Source organism: Methylocystis rosea SV97 (assembly GCF_000372845.1).
GTDB lineage: Bacteria > Pseudomonadota > Alphaproteobacteria > Rhizobiales > Beijerinckiaceae > Methylocystis > Methylocystis rosea.
Window position 1 is genome coordinate 207,278 of record NZ_KB889964.1, and the last position, 17,261, is coordinate 224,538.

Sequence of the window (17,261 nt, forward strand, 5' to 3'; positions counted from 1 at the left end):
ATTGATGGAGCCGGTCATGGTTCAACTTGCAAGCTGGTCTGTACTATTGGCGCCGCTGTCGCTCGCGTGGGTCGGGATGACGCCGTCCGGACAGGCCAATGCCGCGCCCGACCAGATGGCGAGAAGAACGCTGCTTGCAGCATCGATGGCCCTCGCCGTTGCGCTGTGCGCCACAGCAATCGTCGCGCTTCATGGTCCCTTGGTCAGCGTCACGCTTGGCGTCAGCGGTGTCGGCATCGGCGTCTATGTCGATGCGCTTTCGGCGACGATGCTGGTGCTCGTCTCCTTCATCGGATTGATCGTCCTTTACTATAGTCGAAACTACCTTGACGGCGACCCAAACCATGGACGCTTTCTAAAATTCATAGCTCTGACGCTCGCCGCAGTGCTCGCCGCGGTGATCTCCGGCAATCTTGTCCAGCTCATCGCTGCCTTGATTGCGACGAGCATCGGGCTCAACAAGCTCTTACTTTTTTGTGGCGAGCGTCCCGCCGCACAACTCGCTGCGAAAAAGAAATTCATTGCGAGTCGTATCGCTGACTTATGTCTCATCGGCGCCGCCACCCTTCTACTATCGACATTTGGCACGCTTGAATTTTCCGCGCTCTTAGCGCAAGCGAAGATAGTGCGCGCCTACGACGCCAACGTCACAACCGCCGCGGTTCTGATTGTCATGGCGGCGCTGCTGAAATCCGCGCAATTGCCAACCCATGGCTGGCTGATCGAGGTCATGGAGACGCCGACACCGGTGTCCGCTTTGCTGCATGCGGGCGTCATCAATGCCGGCGGCTTCATTGTGCTTCGACTTGCGGATCTCGTGGCGCTCTCTCATGGGGCGCTGCATCTGCTCGCGGTTGTTGGTGGCGCGACGGCTCTGTTCGGCTCGGTCGTCATGCTGACCCAGACCTCGGTGAAGGTGTCGCTCGCTTATTCTACTGTCGCGCAGATGGGCTTTATGATGGTCGAATGTGGGCTCGGCGCCTTCCCCGCTGCAATCCTGCATATCGTCGCCCATTCGCTCTACAAGGCGCACGCCTTCCTTTCGTCGGGCAGCATCATCGATCTCGCGCGCGCCTCATGGACGCCGAGCCCCGGCGGGCAGCCACATCCGGAGCGCTTCGGACTCGCGCTCGTTGCAACCATCGCGGTGGCCTTCGTTGTCAGCCCGCTCTTCGGCGCGAGCTTCAGCGAGAAGCCCGGCGCCCTGGCTCTTGCAATGATCTTGATGATGGGGCTGGCGCATATGGTCGCCAACGCTATCGACGAGCGGCCGAGCGGCTATGTGATCGGCAAGACCATTTCGCTTGCCGCTCTGGCAGCCGTCGCCTTCTTCACCTTGCACGAGGCCGCCGAGCGGCTGATGGCCTCTAGCCTTCCCGCCCCCATGTCTATTCATGGCTTTGTGGGCTATCTCATTTTCGCGAGCGTGATCTTGTCCTTCTGCGCCGTGACGGTGTTTCAAAATGTCATTGCGTGGCACGCCAAAGAGCCCGTCTGGCAAGCGGCCTATGTCCACCTTTCGCAGGGTCTTTATCTCAATACCATCGCGAACCGGCTTGTGTTGAGATTCTGGCGGCGCCGGCCACCCGCCGTCCAACCCAACTGATGACGCCGGAGAGCAAGCATGTTCCAGCTCAAAAGCGAACTGAAAGACACTATCACCGATACGGCGTCACTCGATCTAGCGCCGGAAGAATTTCCGCGATTCTCCGACTCGCCGGCCAGGCGCAAGCTGCTGCAAGTGGCGATCGACCGCGCTTGTCACAAGATCGCTCCGCTTTGGCCGCTGAAGCATTTTGTCGCCGTCAATCCGTTTCTTGGCTTTGCTAACCAGTCGTTCGCCAGCACCGCGGCGACCCTCAAGCGTGTGGCAAAAACCCGAATGCTCATGCCGCGCGGCTTTTACCGGCAAGCGATCGAGGCCGGCGCTATTTCAGACGCCGACCTTGAAGCCGCGCTCGCTAGATCGTCGAACACAACTGACGGGCCGGCTGACGTCGCCGCACTGAAGGAGGCGGCGGCGAGTGCTGCAAAAGCTGACGCCCCCAATCATGCGGCGATTGCGACGGTGGCCGAGGTGCTCGACGCGCTTGCCGATGGAGACCGGCAAGCGTCGCTGGTCGGCTTTATGATCGACGATATTTCGCGGTGGTGCGCGGCCTATTTTGATGACGGCCAGGCTAGTTGGCGTATGCCCAATCGCGACATGAAGCCTTATGCCGCCTGGCGCGCCGCCGCGCGCTATGATCGCAATCCAGAAGCCATGGGTGTGCGTGGATTCCGCCGCGCCATTGTCGCATTGCCTGATGACCCAGTGGAAACCATCGGGGCCGTGATCGAAAAACTAGGAATTGCCGATCGCGCGATCGACGACTATCTGCACCGGACGCTCTTCGACATTGGCGGCTGGGCGGCCTATGCGCGGTATCTGGTCTGGAATTCGGAGCTTTATGGCGAACCCAACGACACGCTGACGCAGCTCCTGGCCATTCGTGTTGCTTATGGATATGGCCTGTTCCAGTCCCGTTCCGACGCAGCCTTCTCTTCCGCATGGTCGGAAGCGATGCGTATCGCCGCCGCGAAGCCGCAGGATGAATGCCTTAATAACGATGCCGATCTCACCATCGATCTCATCCTGCAGGACGCTTATGAAATCGCGTTTCAGCGGCGGCTTGTCGCAAGACTGCATGAAAATATGAAGCGGACTAAAAGGCGCGAGAAGGAACGCGCAGTTCTGCAGGCGGCGTTTTGCATTGACGTCCGCTCTGAAATCTACCGCCGCGCACTAGAGACCGTTTGCCCGCAAGTGGAAACTATCGGCTTCGCGGGCTTCTTCGGTTTCCCGATCGAGTATGTGCCGATCGGCCACAGCAAGGGCGGCGCACAATGTCCGGTACTCCTGAGGCCGGCTTTCATCGTATGCGAAGCGGTAGGCGAGGCATCCGAGGAAGAAAAGGAAGAGGTTCTTGGTCTTCGTCTGCTCCGGCGTCGTGCGAGCAAGGCTTGGAAGGCGTTCAAGCTTTCCGCAGTCTCCTCCTTCGCCTTCGTCGAATCGGCGGCATTCCTCTACGCCGGCAAGATCCTCTCCGACAGTCTGGGCCTGACGCGCGTCGCGCCGCATCCCAATCTCGATGGCCTTGATCGCGCCGTGATCGAGCGTGTGGGCCCGAGCGTTGAGCCGCGGATTGTCGGTGGACGCAACACCGGCTTCACGGAGAGTCAGCGCGTCGCCATGGCGGTGGCCGTTCTCAAGGCCATGTCGATGACGGAGAATTTCGCGCGTCTGGTGATGCTTGCCGGGCATGGAAGCACGACTGTTAATAACCCGCATGCCACGGGGCTTGATTGCGGCGCATGCGGCGGACACACGGGCGAAGCCAATGCCCGAGTCGCCGCGACCATCCTCAATGACGCCCATGTGCGAGAAGGCCTTGCGCTCAAGGGAATCCATATTCCGCATGACACATGGTTCCTAGGCGCCTTGCACGATACGACGACGGACGAGGTGCGACTGTATGACGTCGAAAAGGCCCCTAGGTCGCACACCAAGGACATTAGCGAACTCAAAGCCTGGCTGGCTAAAGCCTCTTCGCTGGCTCGCATGGAGCGCTCCGTGATCCTCGGGCTCGCCGGACAGGAAGGGATCGATGCGAAGATTGTCGCGCGCAGCCGCGACTGGTCACAGGTTCGTCCCGAATGGGGTCTCGCCGGCAATGCGGCGTTTATCGCCGCGCGGCGCGAGCGCACGCGGGGGCTCGATCTCGGCGGGCGCGCATTCTTGCACAGCTATGACCACACGAAGGATGACGGATATAGCGTGCTGGAGCTGATCATGACGGCGCCGATGGTCGTTGCGAGCTGGATTAACCTCCAATATTTCGGTTCGACGGTGAACAATCGCGTCTTCGGCAGCGGCAATAAGACGCTGCACAACGTCGTGGGCCAGATTGGCGTTCTTGAGGGAAACGCTGGCGATCTTAAGGTGGGCCTGCCATGGCAGTCCGTCCATGACGGCAAGCGCTTCATTCACGAGCCATTGCGGCTCAATGTTTTCATCGAAGCGCCGGAAGCCGCAATCGAGGAGATTATCCGTAAGAACGATACCGTTCGCGATCTCGTGAACAATCGTTGGCTCCACCTTTACTGCTTCGACGACGTGGGGGATACGATACGCAGCTATCATACGTTTGGCGATTGGCGAGCCGTGGCGGACGACACTACGAACAGCGTCTAGCCGCGCGCTGCCGCCACCGGCTCAACGAGTTCGGGCGTCACACATGATTCTGTTAGCTTATTTCGAATGACCCGTTCTAAAGTTTGAATTTTTCAGACCCACGATGTTTGCCTAGCCTTTCGATGGGAACTGGATCGATACATTTCCTGCTGCGATCGTCTGTTTTGCAGCGCCGGAGTGTGCGGTTTGTGGCGCAGTCGTAACATTCCGCGCATTGCGCGCACTGAGGGTCGGCTACGACACCGTGCCGTCGCAACTAAGCTGAGGGAGGCATCGACTAGTGACGAGTTTCGTGATCGCCGGAACCGACACGGGGGTGGGAAAGACGATCTTCTCCGCCGCGCTCGCCCAGGCGCTCGACGCCTATTACTGAAAACCCGTGCAGTCTGGTCTCGACGGCGAGACGGATTCGCAAACCGTCGCCCGGCTATCCGGGCTTTCACCGGCGCGCGTGCTGCCCGAAAAATGGCGCCTGAACACACCGGTCTCGCCGCATTATTCAGCCGAAATCGACGGCGTCGAGATTGATCCAGAACGCCTCGCGCTACCCCAATGCGATCGTCCGCTCGTCATTGAAACCGCCGGCGGCGTGATGACGCCGTTGACCCTTCGAGTTCCGACGATCGACATGCTGGCGCGTTGGAGAATTCCCGTCATTCTCGTGGCGCGAACGTCTCTCGGAACCATCAATCACAGCCTCCTGTCGATCGAGGCGCTGCGGCGACGGAATATTGCGTTGCTTGGCGTCGCCTTCGTCGGCGAGGAGAACGAGAACACCCAGGCCACGATCGGGACCATGGGCGGCGCGCGCGTTCTCGGCCGACTTCCGTTCGTCGCCCTTCTCACGCGGGAAACATTGCGCGCGACCTTCAATGCGAGCTTTCGCGTCGCCGAATTCGAGCAATATGCCAAGCAATAGAATTTGTTCCCGGTTCGCCGGAGAGCCGGTCTTCCCTCATTCCCAGTTCGACGGCTCTCCATTGGAAGGGCGTCAAACTAAATGCCGCGCCGCCAGCCAAAAGGCGGCGCCTTTCGACCAGCGCAACTCGTCAAGGAGACGGAAATTTGACCAAGAAGAAAGACCTCTATGAGATGGGCGAGATTCCGCCGCTCGGGCATGTGCCGAAGAACATGTACGCCTGGGCGATCCGCAAGGAGCGGCATGGGCCGCCGGAGACCGCCATGCAGCTCGAGGTCTTGCCGACCTGGGAACTCGACAGCCACGACGTGCTGGTGCTCGTGATGGCGGCCGGCGTCAATTACGACGGCGTCTGGGCGTCGCTGGGCGAGCCGGTGTCGACGCTCGACGTTCACAAGAATCCGTATCACGTCGCCGGCTCCGACGCCTCGGGCATCGTCTGGGCGGTCGGCTCCAAGGTGAAGCGCTGGAAGGTCGGCGACGAGGTCATCATCCACTGCAACCAGGATGATGGGGACGACGAGGAGTGCAACGGCGGCGATCCGATGTTCTCGCCCTCGCAGCGCATCTGGGGCTATGAGACGCCGGACGGCTCCTTCGCCCAGTTCTGCCGCGTCCAGGACCGCCAGCTCATGGAGCGCCCGAAGCACCTCACCTGGGAGGAGGCGGCCTGCTACACCTTAACGCTCGCCACCGCCTATCGCATGCTCTTTGGCCACGCGCCGCACCAGTTGAAGCCGGGCGACAATGTGCTGGTGTGGGGCGCCTCCGGCGGCCTTGGGGTGTTCGCCGTCCAGCTCTGCGCCGCCTCGGGCGCCAACCCCATCGGCGTCATCTCGGATGAGAGCAAGCGCGACTACGTGATGTCGCTTGGCGTCAAGGGCGTCATCAATCGCAAGGACTTCAAATGCTGGGGCCAGTTGCCGAAGGTCAACACGCCCGAGTTCAATGAATGGACCAAGAACGCCCGCGCCTTCGGCAAGGCGATCTGGGACATCACCGGCAAGAAGGACGTCGACATCGTCTTTGAACATCCGGGCGAACAGACGTTCCCGGTCTCCTGCCTCGTGGTGAAGCGCGGCGGCATGGTGGTGTTCTGCGCCGGCACGACCGGCTTCAACCTCACCTTCGACGCCCGCTATGTCTGGATGCGGCAGAAGCGCATTCAGGGTTCGCATTTCGCGCATCTGAAGCAGGCGTCGGCCGCCAATCGCTTCGTCCTGGACCGCCGCATCGACCCCTGCATGTCGGAAGTCTTTTCCTGGGAGAAGATTCCCCTCGCCCACACCAAGATGTGGAAGAACGAACATGCGCCCGGCAACATGGCGGCGCTCGTTATGGCGCCAAAGCCCGGGCTCAAGACATTCAGCGAGGCGATCGCCGCGGCGCGCGAAGGCGCACGCGTCTCCGAATCGGCGTGATTGGCGAGTACTGGCGACCGGCGCCGGGTCGGCCGATCGCTCGGCGGTCGACCGCAAAGGGCTCCGCTGTGGGTGAGAGGAAAGGCGTCGTTTTGAAGGGCCAAATTTCTCATCTTTCCCGGCTCGAGGCGGAGTCCATCCATATTCTTCGTGAAGCCGTAGCCGAAGCCGAACGACCGGTGATGCTGTTTTCAGCGGGTAAGGATTCAACCGTGCTCGCGCATCTCGCGCTCCGCGCCTTTTATCCAGCCAAGCCGCCATTCCCGCTGCTGCATATCGACTCGACCTGGGAGTTCCGAGCCCTCATCGACTTTCGCGATTCATTCGCGCTAACGCATGGCTTCACGCTGATTGCCCATGCGAACGAAGACGGGCGCGCCGCCGGCATAAACCCGTTTGATTATGGCGACCGATATACGCTGCTCATGCGCACCGAGCCGCTGAAAGCGGCGCTTGATCACGGAAAATACGATGTGATTTTCGGCGGCGCGCGGCGCGACGAAGAGCGGTCGCGGGCAAAGGAACGGATCGTTTCAGTGCGCAGCGACAAGCACGTCTGGGATCCGCGTCAGCAGCGGCCCGAGTTCTGGCGTCAGTTCAATCTGCGCCTCGGCAAAGGGCAATCGGCCCGGGTGTTTCCGCTGTCAAACTGGACCGAGGCGGATTTGTGGGATTACGTGCTGATGCACAAGATCGAACTGGCGCCGCTCTATTTCGCGTCGCCGCGGCCAGTCGTCGAGAGAAAGGGTTCGTTCGTCGTCGTCGACGACGAAAGCAGGATGCGATTCCAGCCCGGCGAGCAGGTCGTGATGAAGACAGTCCGCTTTCGGACGCTCGGTTGCTGGCCGGTCACCGGCGCGATCGTGTCCGAAGCGGCCGATATCGAAACCGTCGTCGAGGAAACATTGCGTTCGAAATGCTCTGAGCGGCAGGGGCGCATCAGCGACGGCGAGGACGGCGGTTCGCTCGAGCAAAAGAAGCGTGAAGGCTATTTCTAGCACCACCGCTAATTGGTGAAGGCTAAAATGTCATGAGCTGGAGACCGCGCGCCATTTATGGAAGTAAATCCTAGAGAAATTGCATGATCTGCTCCAACGACGGGCACTCGTATAGTGAGGAGGATGGGGGAGGTGTCGATGGCGCCAATATTTGGTTGCCTTACACCCAAATGAAAGCCGAGCCGCGGCCTTTGCTCGCTGACGCAACACGCGGCGCACGCATTCGACTTGCAGGCGGACGCGAGTTAATCGGCGGCGTAGGTTCCTGGTGGACGGCATGTCATGGCTACAATCATCCGCACATTCTGGCTGCTATGTGCACGCAGATGGAGCGTATGCCACATATCATGTTTGGAGGAATAACCCACGAACCGGCACTGCGTCTCGCCAAACGGATCGCCGCGATTTCTCCCGGCGATCTTACCCGGGTGTTTTTCGTCGATTCAGGTTCGGTCGCGGTAGAAGTTGCGCTCAAGATGGCTGTGCAGTACTGGTTGAACAAGGGAGAAACGGGGCGCACAAAATTTGTCCACTTTCGCCATGGCTACCATGGGGACACAACTGCGTGCATGGCGATCTGCGATCCGGACGAGGGCATGCACAGCCACTTCGGGAATTACCTTCCAAAGAATTTTTTGGCCGATCTCCCCCGCGACAAGGAGACACAGACAGCCCTAGATGATTTGCTGAGACGTGAGCGAGATCGTATCGCTGCTGTTATCATCGAGCCCATTGTGCAGGGCGCGGGAGGCATGAAATTTCATGATGCGGCGACCTTGCGGAGTGTGCGAGATCTTTGCACAAAACATGACATCATTATGATCGCCGACGAGATTTTCACCGGTGTATCGGGAAAGGGCTGACTGGAGGCACAATTACGTTGGCGGCCACGCTCGCTCGTGTTCATGTTTTCGAGGCGTTCTGGTCCGACGATCACCAGAAAGCCCTCATGCATGGCCCGACCTATATGGCAAATCCCCTCGCTTGCAGCGCCGCGAACGCATCTCTGGATCTATTCGAGAGCGAGCCCAGGTTGGAGCAGGCGCAGCGAGTAGAGTTCGCGCTGAAGCGCGACCTTGAACCCTGCCGTGATCTACCAAGAGTCATCGATGTACGAGTGCTAGGACGATTGGTGTCGTGCAATTCAATAGCCCGTTGGATCACGCAAGGGTCCGAACCAGTCTGCTCGCGCAGGGCGTATGGATTCGCACGTTGACGGACTGCATCTACCTCACTCCCGCGCTGAACATTCAGGATGCAGAACTGCGGGCATTGACGGATGCAGTCGTGGCGACTGCCAAAGCTTTATAAGTGGCGATCCTGCATTGAGGTCAGCGCGGGGCTTCCCACCGGTAATCTCGCCAAGGTGATGGCGAATATGGCGGCCGTCGAGATCGACCCGGCGCGCCCGCAGCGGACTGATCGAAGCCGTTGTCGCACAACTCAAGCGCCTGCTTGGGAAGCCGCCGTCCGGTGACGTTTCTAAAGCGTAAAGCGTCCCGCCTTGACTCGAAAACGGTCGGACTCCGCGCCACGCGCCTCACCAGCCCCAGTGATGGCCGCCATGTCCCCGCGGGCTGAAGTGATCGTGGCTATGGCCCCAGCGCCGGCCGCGATCTGCGCCCCAATGTCCGCGGTCATTATCGATCCAGACGCCATTGTGGCGATGGTTCTTGATTCCATGAGCGCCGGAATGAGCGCGCGGATTTCCGAACTCAAAGCGGTCGCGCGCCATCGCGGGTTCAAGCGGAAGGAAGAGGCCGGCAAGCGCGACCACCGCCGCCGACATTTCTCTAATTCTCATTCGGGGCTCCTATTCGATCGCGCCTAGAACTCTGGCGCTAGATCCCGCTCCGCTTAGGCGGGGACTCGCCTGACCGCAGAAAACGCGATCAATTCATAAAGTTTAATTCAGATCAGTCGTCAACTTCGCTGCTGGCCTCTGCGTGCTCGAATTCGTCCACACGCCGTATGGATCCAGTCGTTCTGTTCCATGTGAGGGGCTCGCCAATTATTTCTGCAAACAATGTTCGTAGCCGCTCGGTCTGAAGACAAATATGCGCCAACCCATCGGCCGCATCGAAGACTGGAGCGAACTGCGGAGTAGTATGATGTTGGTGAAGTGCCTGATGTTCAACCAAGGCTAACACCAACGATTCACGTAAAGCTCCGAGATCCGCTGAGGTGCTTCCATGTACAGCATCTAGCCAACACAATAGCCATATCCCACTCGAGCCGAAGGACTCGCGGATCCGGAATGCACGATGGCCATATGCCGAGGTGCGACCCAAAAGCTCGGGGGGTGAATCGACCACCAACGGGTCGACCCATATTCCGACAAACTCCGGATGGTGCTCCTCATGACTTGTTGGGAATCGCGCGCGAAACGCTAGAAACTCTCCGGCTTCCCAGCAAGCGCGGGGAATGTCACTACCAGATCGAACCAAGAGCAGAAGGCACTTATCGAAGTGTAACATCGGCGCAGTGTCCTCTTCATTCAACTCTAAGGTCCTCTCGGACGCTCCGTGTAGCGCCCGAGAAGCGCCCGTCGATTGCATGGGCATCCTTATCTCGATGCCACCGTCCAGAGCGCCGCTGTCGTCGATAGCATAAAGCGCATACCCCTCCGCTCATGGGGAAGGCTTCGGCGAAATTGTCGTCAATCGTCACGCCGTTGCGAATTATATCCGGCATGGAACCTCCGCAAAGGCGTCCTTGTGCGGCAGCGCCGCGTCGGGCACGTCGAAAATACTGCGCGGCAGGCCGTAAAGCTCGTCGTAATAGGAATCGAGACGCTTCGTGATCTGCCCATCGTAGCGCGGGCGAATATGCAGCGTCTTGCCGCGCGTGTAATGCGAGACTTGGCCATCGCGCACGACGAGAGCGCCATCCTTGAACACGAGGGCCGCGCGCCGGAACATGCCGGCGACGTCGCGTCCGGGTTTATAAACGGCGATGTCGGCGACGGCGCCTGGACTGAGCCGGCCGCGATCGACAAAGCCAAAGAGCTTCGCGGCGCCGGAGCGGCTCATCTGCGCGATTTCGTAAAGCGTGTATTCGCGCGAAATCGACGGCAGCGTGGTGTGCTCCAGCACCTCAGCCGGAAGGCGCGCAAGATGCTGCGCGCGAAGATCAGCGCTCATCAGCAGCGCGAAGAGTTCCGGATAGGTCGTGAAGGGACCGCCGTTCGGATGGTCGGTGGTGAAGAACACCTGCTCGGGATTTTCAATGAGCAGGAAGAGCTCGAGGCCCGCCGCCCATTGGATGGCGTTGTAGTAATTTGAAACCTTATAGACGTAGGGCACGATGCCGCCGCCATTGGCGTCGCCGTCGAAGATCGCGCCCTTCTTCGGGATCGCGCCGGGCAGGCTGTTAAACTGTTTCAGAACGTCGGACGAAATCGTCACCGTGTCCGAGAACATCACCTGGCCGACGTCGACGGAAACATTTGGATTCGCGTTGATCTTCTCGGCGAAGAGCGCGCCGGCCGACGAGAAGCCGTTCTTGCCTTCCTTGCCATAGGCGTAGAACTGCACATGCGCGAGATGCAGCGGCAGCCCCTGCGCCGCGTCGATCGTCGCGAGCGCCGTGTCGATATTGCCGGCAAGGCCGAGATTGTTCATGTGCAGATGCAGCGGATGGGCGATGCCCACCGCCTGAGTCGACTTCTGCAGCGCCTGGAAAATCTGGCGCGACGTCAGCCCGTAAAACGGCACCACATCGTCCAGCCCAAAGGCGCGCATGTTCTCCTTGAAGGCTTCGACGCCGCCGGGGTTGATGCACTTGAGGCCGAGCGAACGGGTGTTCTCGACGGTCTGCGCGACATAATCGTTGATCGCGCCGTCCGTCTCGCCGTCGCGCAACATGCCGAGCAGAAAGTCGTCATTGCCGAGCACGGTGAGCGCGCCCTTGTCGATGATCGGCACGTCGTTGAATTCGAGATGGGTCTGCAGCGCGTGATGCGGCGCCATCGCCGGCTCGACGACCGTGGTGAAGCCCATCTGGGCGTAGAGACGGCCGGTCTCGTAGCTCGACCATTTGGCAGTCGACAGCGGCGTGTCGGCGAGCCGCGCGCGAATCGCGCGATGCAGCTCCGGCAGCAGCAGTCGCGCCGTGTTCACATTGCCGCCGGCGATGTGCGAATGGATATCGATCGCGCCGGCCATGACGATATGGCCGGAGACGTCGATCTCCTTGTCGGCGCTGCGCCCGTCGGGCCGCTCGACGATGCGGCCGTCCTCGAACCACACGTCGCCGATCGCGTCCTGGCCGGTCGCCGGATCGACGATATGGCCGCCGCGCAAAACTGTCAGCGCCATGCGCCCTCCGAAACTTCCGCCATAATGGCGCCGATCGCCTGCGCCACGCTCGGCGCGTCCGTCGGCGCGCTTGCCCTGCGCAGCGTCATGCCGCCGGTTTCCTGACTCATCAGCACCGCATCATGCGTGACGCCAGCCCGAAGATGTCGCTGCCCGACTCGGAAAAAGAGACAAATTCCCCTCGACGTAACAATTACTCGCCTAATACTAGACGCGCGCAAACCTTGTTTAAATTTCTCTTTATCGAATAATCTATTTCATAATGACGAACTCGTTTTTCGTTTGTATGGGCGCGCCCCGCCGTCGGGGCGCGCCCATACAAAGGCGCCCGTCCGGAATTCGCCGAGTTCCTCGTTGAGTGCGGAATCGACTCGCTGTCCGTGACGCCCGACAGTTTCATCGCGATGAAGCGCTGTGGCTTCCGCTGCGGCGTCGCGCACGACGATTTTTTTGGTTCATAGCGAGCCGTCCACCTTGCGTGCGAGGGCCGCGCGTCTCGCGCAGGATAGAATCTCCGCCGAAGTGATCCTCCTTCCTTCGCACGACGACCCTTGAGAATGGTTGAAGCGGCGGGCTCGGCGCGATTTTCTCATGTCCTTTTTCAACGCGGCGGCGGTCGAAGCCATGTGGCCACATAACCGGAGGCGGGAGCCTCGAGACGCCGGTTGATCGGACTCTGATGCGCGGTTGGCGTAAGACCGCGTATTGGTCTCGGGCCTGGCTCTGCCTCAAGCCGAGCGTCGATTTTTGCCGGCCGCACAATCACAGCGAGCGTTGCAATACCGCGCCACCGTCTCCGCCAGGCGCAGATGTTCGTGCTCGCGTGCGTGGTTCCGCCATGCCTTTACGGGCCAAGCCGTCAGGCGACGGCGAAGAGGGCATCATTCGTCGCGATCACCAAACGAAGGCGGAGAGTTCGCGCGTGATCGCAACGCAGACAACGTTATTTGGCTTCCCCGTTCGAACGAGCCATATACAAGCCAAAACAGATGCTATAGCGGGATATTATCATGCTTCTTCCTCGGATTCTCAAAACCCTTTCCACGGAGCAGGGCGAGTGAGCGAGCGATTCGCTTTCGCGTGTCCCGCGGCGCAACCACGGCATCGACGTAACCTCTTTCTGCCGCCGCAAAAGGCGACAGAAATTGCTGTTCATACTCGCTGATGCGGCGGGCCATTTTATCTACGTCGCCAATGTCGGCGCGGAAGATGATTTCGACGGCGCCCTTCGCGCCCATGACGGCGATCTGCGCCGACGGCCAGGCGTAGTTGACGTCGCCGCGAAGATGTTTCGAGGACATGACGGCATAGGCGCCGCCGAACGCCTTGCGCGTGATGAGGGTCACTTTCGGCACCGTCGCTTCGGCGTATGCGAACAGCAGCTTCGCGCCATGCTTGATCAATCCGCCATATTCCTGGGCGGTGCCGGGCAGAAAACCCGGCACGTCGACAAAGGTGACGATCGGAATGTTGAAGCAGTCGCAAAAACGCACGAAACGCGCCGCCTTCTTGGAGGCGTCGATGTCGAGCACGCCGGCGAGCACGAGGGGCTGATTGGCGACGAAACCGACCGTGCGCCCTTCGATGCGGCCGAAGCCGATCACAATATTGCGGGCGTGCGCTTCTTGAATCTCGAAGAAGTCAGCCTCGTCGACGACCTTATGGATGAGCTCCTTGATGTCGTATGGCTTATTGGGATTATCCGGAATGATCGTATCGAGCGAATCGTCCATGCGGTCCGCCTCGTCGAACGCCGGCCATTCCGGCGGCTCCTCCAGATTTGATGAGGGCAGAAAATCGATCAGCCGGCGCATCTGCAGCAGCGCTTCGACGTCGTTGTCGTATGCGCGATCGGCGATCGAGCTTTTGGTCGTATGCACCGAAGCGCCGCCGAGCTCTTCCGCCGTGACGGTCTCGTTCGTCACGGTCTTCACGACGTCGGGTCCGGTCACGAACATATAGCTCGTGTCGCGCACCATGAAGATGAAGTCCGTCATCGCCGGCGAGTAAACGTCGCCGCCGGCGCATGGGCCCATGATCACCGAGATTTGCGGAATGACGCCCGAGGCCAGCACATTGCGCTGGAAGACCTCGCCATAGCCGCCGAGCGCCGCAACGCCTTCCTGGATGCGTGCGCCGCCCGCGTCAAAGAGGCCGATGATCGGGGCGCGATTTTTCAGCGCCATGTCCTGCAGCTTGGTGATCTTTTGCGCGTGAGTCTCGGAGAGTGAGCCGCCGAAGACGGTAAAATCCTTGGCGAAGACGAAGACGGCGCGTCCGTTGACCGTCCCCCAACCGGTGACGACGCCGTCGCCCGAGATTTTCTCGCCCTGATCCATGCCGAAATCGGTGCAGCGATGGGCGACGAACATGTCGAATTCTTCGAACGAGCCGTGATCGAGCAGCAGTTCGATTCTCTCTCGCGCCGTGAGCTTGCCGCGGGCGTGCTGCGCTTCAATCCGCTTTTGGCCTCCGCCAAGCCGCGCGGACGCGCGCCGCCGTTCGAGCCCCTCTAGAATATGTTTCACCAAATATTGTCCTTACGCATTTCGTAGCGAAGATCGCACCGACAAGACCGCCGAAATCTCCTGAGATTCAACATATGTTGCGCAAATCCATCGCAAATGCCCTTCATTTGGCCTCCATCCCTCGTCGTGATGTCCGCTCCTCAACTTTACGCGATTCATTCGAGCCATTACTTTGGCGTCTGAGTGCGTAAAGGATTGCATGTCTTTGCCAGTCTAGGCGGATTTCCAGCGTTGCAAAGTTTCAAAATGTCTAAGAATTTGTTTCAAAAAAACTCGCATGGGGTCGTAATCGGCCCGGATCTCGCGAAGATACTCCATTCGGTGAAGCGAAAGATCAATCTACTGCGGATGCAGCGCGCGCGCAGACCCTCCAGTGCGAAGCCATGAGGCCGAAGATGGTCCGTCAAGGGGTCGATCCCACAAGGCCACAGATCCTCTTGCTGAAACGGTGCGCGTGACCGCGTCACCGGCGAAGCTTGCTCTCCACCTCACGGAGAATCCTGCGAGGAAAGTGACACTGGGTCAGTGTCACCGGAAGGTCCGGGAGCTGGGTATTCTCACAATGCATCATGGGTTGCACAGAGGGCAGTGCTGAACCGGCGCGCGCTGCAGTCCATCGCCTCGAGAGCGCTCTTCCGTATAATCGCAAGCGGGACACCCTAATATTTCCGCAAGGACCAACTCAGTGGGCGCGCCGCAGTCTTCGCAGACCAAACCCGCGCGAGATCCGGTCCGACCAAAACCCGGCGCGCCGCAGGCCGGGCATTGCCGCGCCAAGCGCTGCGCCAGGCGTTCGGCCAAAATGGCAAGACTCTCCATCCGCGTCGGGTTGAAATGAGCGCGCATGTCCGTCTCCATGCGCGCCCGGCCATCCGATGATACAGCAGCGGCTGCTTCAATGGCGCGCCTTAAGCGGTCGGGGTCGACAATGCCCTTAGCGAGAGCAGACGCCACCTCACCTTCGTTCGGCCGCACGATCAGCCCATGGGTCGGAAAACCGATCCTTTGCAAAAACGCCTCGGATGCTGCCCCGGGCAAGATGACCAGATGATCATAATTCGTCTTCTCGGCGACTAAGCTTTCGGTGACAACAATTCCCCTCTCGTCATCGACAAAGACCAGGAGCTCCATGCCCGCAGGAATATACGGAATAGCGGGATGCGGACCAAATGAGCCTTCACTCGCAAGCCCAAGCGGCACACCTGCGGCGCTCATGCCCAAACGCGCTTTGCGCAAGGCGACGTCGAGCATCGTGCCCTCGCGCGGAATCTCTCCAGAGAACGTGCCAAGTTGATCAGTATCTAGTCCAGGCGTTGACGTGACGATTAAGCCGAGCGTCGACATGAGCGCGGGCGCAACGGCCTCTTCCTTTGCGGTGCATCGTGGCGATCACGGCCGTTCGACCCGCGTAGGGATGGCGCGATTCGGCCATGCTAGTAACCGCCGATGGATCGCCCGCGGAACGTCCAGGCGAGGGTAGCGTTCGCCTGAAATGGTATGATGCGAGTGTTGGCGACAACCATGGTTGAGAGCACTCGTCGCGATATCCGTTCGAGGACGATGGAGCCCGTATTGAGGGAAAGACCGTAGAAGCGGGGACCATGTTCGGCGGCGAAGGCTTCCAGTCTCTCCAGCGCGCCTTCCTCGTCGAAAACCGCGGCGTAAGTTTCCAACGCCACGGGAGCGTTGAAAATGCCAGCGCATCCGCAGTCGGACTCCTTCTCATCCACCGCGTGCGGCGCTGAGTCCGTGCCCAAAAAAAACTTCGGATTGCCCGATGTCGCGGCGCGGCGCAGCGCCAGTCGATGCCGTTCCCGCTTGGCGACGGGAAGACAGTACAGGTGCGGGCGGATACCGCCTTCGAACATCGCGTTTCGATTGATGACCAGGTGATGCGGCGTGATCGTCGCGCCGAGGTTCGGTCCGGCGGTCTCGACGAACGCGACCGCCTCCTCGGTCGTTATGTGCTCCAACACCACTCTTAGCGCCGGAAATGCCGCGAGAAGTTTCGCGAGAACACGCTCGATGAAAACAGCCTCGCGATCGAAGACGTCGACGCGGTGGTCAACGACCTCACCGTGCACCAGCAACGGCATCCCAAGTCGCTGCATCACCTCGAGGACAGGATAGATGCGCTCGATATCGGTCACGCCTTGCGCGGCATTGGTGGTCGCGTGCGCCGGATAGAGCTTGGCCGCTGTGAATACGCCAGATCCGAAGCCCCGCTCGATTTCGCCTGGTTCAATAGTGTCGGTGAGGTACGCGGTCATGAGCGGCGTGAACGCGAGACCCGGCGCGAGCGCCGCCTGAATGCGCGAGCGATAAGCCTCCGCGGCGGCAACCGTCGTCACCGGCGGAACGAGGTTCGGCATTACGATAGCCCTCGCAAATTGCCGGGCTGTTTCGTTGACCACTGTCCCCAGCATGGCGCCGTCACGCAGGTGCACGTGCCAATCGTCCGGCTGCCGGATGACCAATCTGGTCGCCGCGCCGGGCGTCGGAGTCCTAATCGTCACCGGGTCGCTAAAACCAGACATGACAGTCGACCATGTTTAAGACCTAAGGCCACCCGCCTTCTTGGTCACTTGAGTAAACCAAGCAATTCGTATCTGGATGGTCCAATCATGAGCCCCCCCGAGCGCGGGGTGTCGCGGTTAGGTTGTCCTGATAAGGCAAGGCAATGACCTCGGCTTTTCGCACAAACTGCCTGATAGCCGTCACGACCAGATACGATCATTTCGTCCGTAGTCACAGGACGACCCATCGGAGAAAGCAAAATGCCTTTGTCACTTTCTTGGGGAAAAGCAGAATCGAAATCGCCAAACATGGCGACCATCATCGC

The 17,261-nt window shown here is 60.1% G+C and carries 10 protein-coding genes and 2 pseudogenes; 6 read left to right on the top strand and 6 right to left on the bottom strand.

Annotated features, from left to right (window positions below; translation table 11 throughout):
• Positions 1–16 precede the first annotated feature (16 nt).
• The 6 genes and pseudogenes from A3OO_RS0120045 to A3OO_RS22395 all read left to right on the top strand — a co-directional run bounded on the left by A3OO_RS0120045 (position 17) and on the right by A3OO_RS22395 (position 8,883).
• Positions 17–1,606, top strand: coding sequence for an NADH-quinone oxidoreductase subunit L (locus A3OO_RS0120045; protein WP_026223189.1), 1,590 nt, complete (start codon positions 17–19; stop codon positions 1,604–1,606).
• Positions 1,607–1,624: 18 nt separating this feature from the next.
• Positions 1,625–4,234: a YbcC family protein gene (locus tag A3OO_RS0120050; RefSeq protein ID WP_018409631.1), complete on the top strand. Its 2,610-nt coding sequence runs from the start codon at positions 1,625–1,627 to the stop codon at positions 4,232–4,234.
• A gap of 280 nt (positions 4,235–4,514) precedes the next feature.
• Positions 4,515–5,153, top strand: a pseudogene (gene bioD / locus A3OO_RS22385) (dethiobiotin synthase).
• A gap of 173 nt (positions 5,154–5,326) precedes the next feature.
• Entirely contained in the window at positions 5,327–6,574 is a 1,248-nt protein-coding gene (gene ccrA / locus A3OO_RS22390) for a crotonyl-CoA carboxylase/reductase (protein ID WP_245257258.1), read from the top strand.
• A 92-nt stretch (positions 6,575–6,666) separates the two neighbouring features.
• Positions 6,667–7,572, top strand: coding sequence for a sulfate adenylyltransferase subunit CysD (gene cysD / locus A3OO_RS0120065; RefSeq protein ID WP_026223190.1), 906 nt, complete (start codon positions 6,667–6,669; stop codon positions 7,570–7,572).
• Between the two features lie 170 nt (positions 7,573–7,742).
• Positions 7,743–8,883, top strand: a pseudogene (locus A3OO_RS22395) (aminotransferase class III-fold pyridoxal phosphate-dependent enzyme).
• 229 nt (positions 8,884–9,112) lie between these two features.
• On the opposite strand, the gene A3OO_RS23840 reads toward A3OO_RS22395, so the two are convergent.
• The 6 genes from A3OO_RS23840 to A3OO_RS23845 all read right to left on the bottom strand — a co-directional run bounded on the left by A3OO_RS23840 (position 9,113) and on the right by A3OO_RS23845 (position 17,258).
• Entirely contained in the window at positions 9,113–9,376 is a 264-nt protein-coding gene (locus A3OO_RS23840; protein ID WP_156824975.1) for a hypothetical protein, read from the bottom strand.
• Positions 9,377–10,253: 877 nt separating this feature from the next.
• Positions 10,254–11,891 (bottom strand): formylmethanofuran dehydrogenase subunit A, encoded by a 1,638-nt coding sequence (locus A3OO_RS0120085; RefSeq protein ID WP_018409639.1) that lies wholly within the window; start codon positions 11,889–11,891, stop codon positions 10,254–10,256.
• Positions 11,892–12,883: 992 nt separating this feature from the next.
• Entirely contained in the window at positions 12,884–14,419 is a 1,536-nt protein-coding gene (locus A3OO_RS0120095) for an acyl-CoA carboxylase subunit beta (RefSeq protein ID WP_026223191.1), read from the bottom strand.
• Between the two features lie 567 nt (positions 14,420–14,986).
• On the bottom strand, positions 14,987–15,670 hold the full coding sequence (locus A3OO_RS22400) for a DUF6671 family protein (RefSeq protein ID WP_245257244.1): 684 nt from the start codon (positions 15,668–15,670) through the stop codon (positions 14,987–14,989).
• Between the two features lie 182 nt (positions 15,671–15,852).
• Positions 15,853–16,956 (bottom strand): dihydroorotase, encoded by a 1,104-nt coding sequence (gene pyrC, locus A3OO_RS0120105; RefSeq protein WP_051080425.1) that lies wholly within the window; start codon positions 16,954–16,956, stop codon positions 15,853–15,855.
• Between the two features lie 44 nt (positions 16,957–17,000).
• The gene (locus A3OO_RS23845) at positions 17,001–17,258 is read right to left on the bottom strand and encodes a hypothetical protein (protein WP_156824976.1); all 258 of its coding nucleotides are present in this window, start codon (positions 17,256–17,258) and stop codon (positions 17,001–17,003) included.
• Positions 17,259–17,261 lie beyond the last annotated feature (3 nt).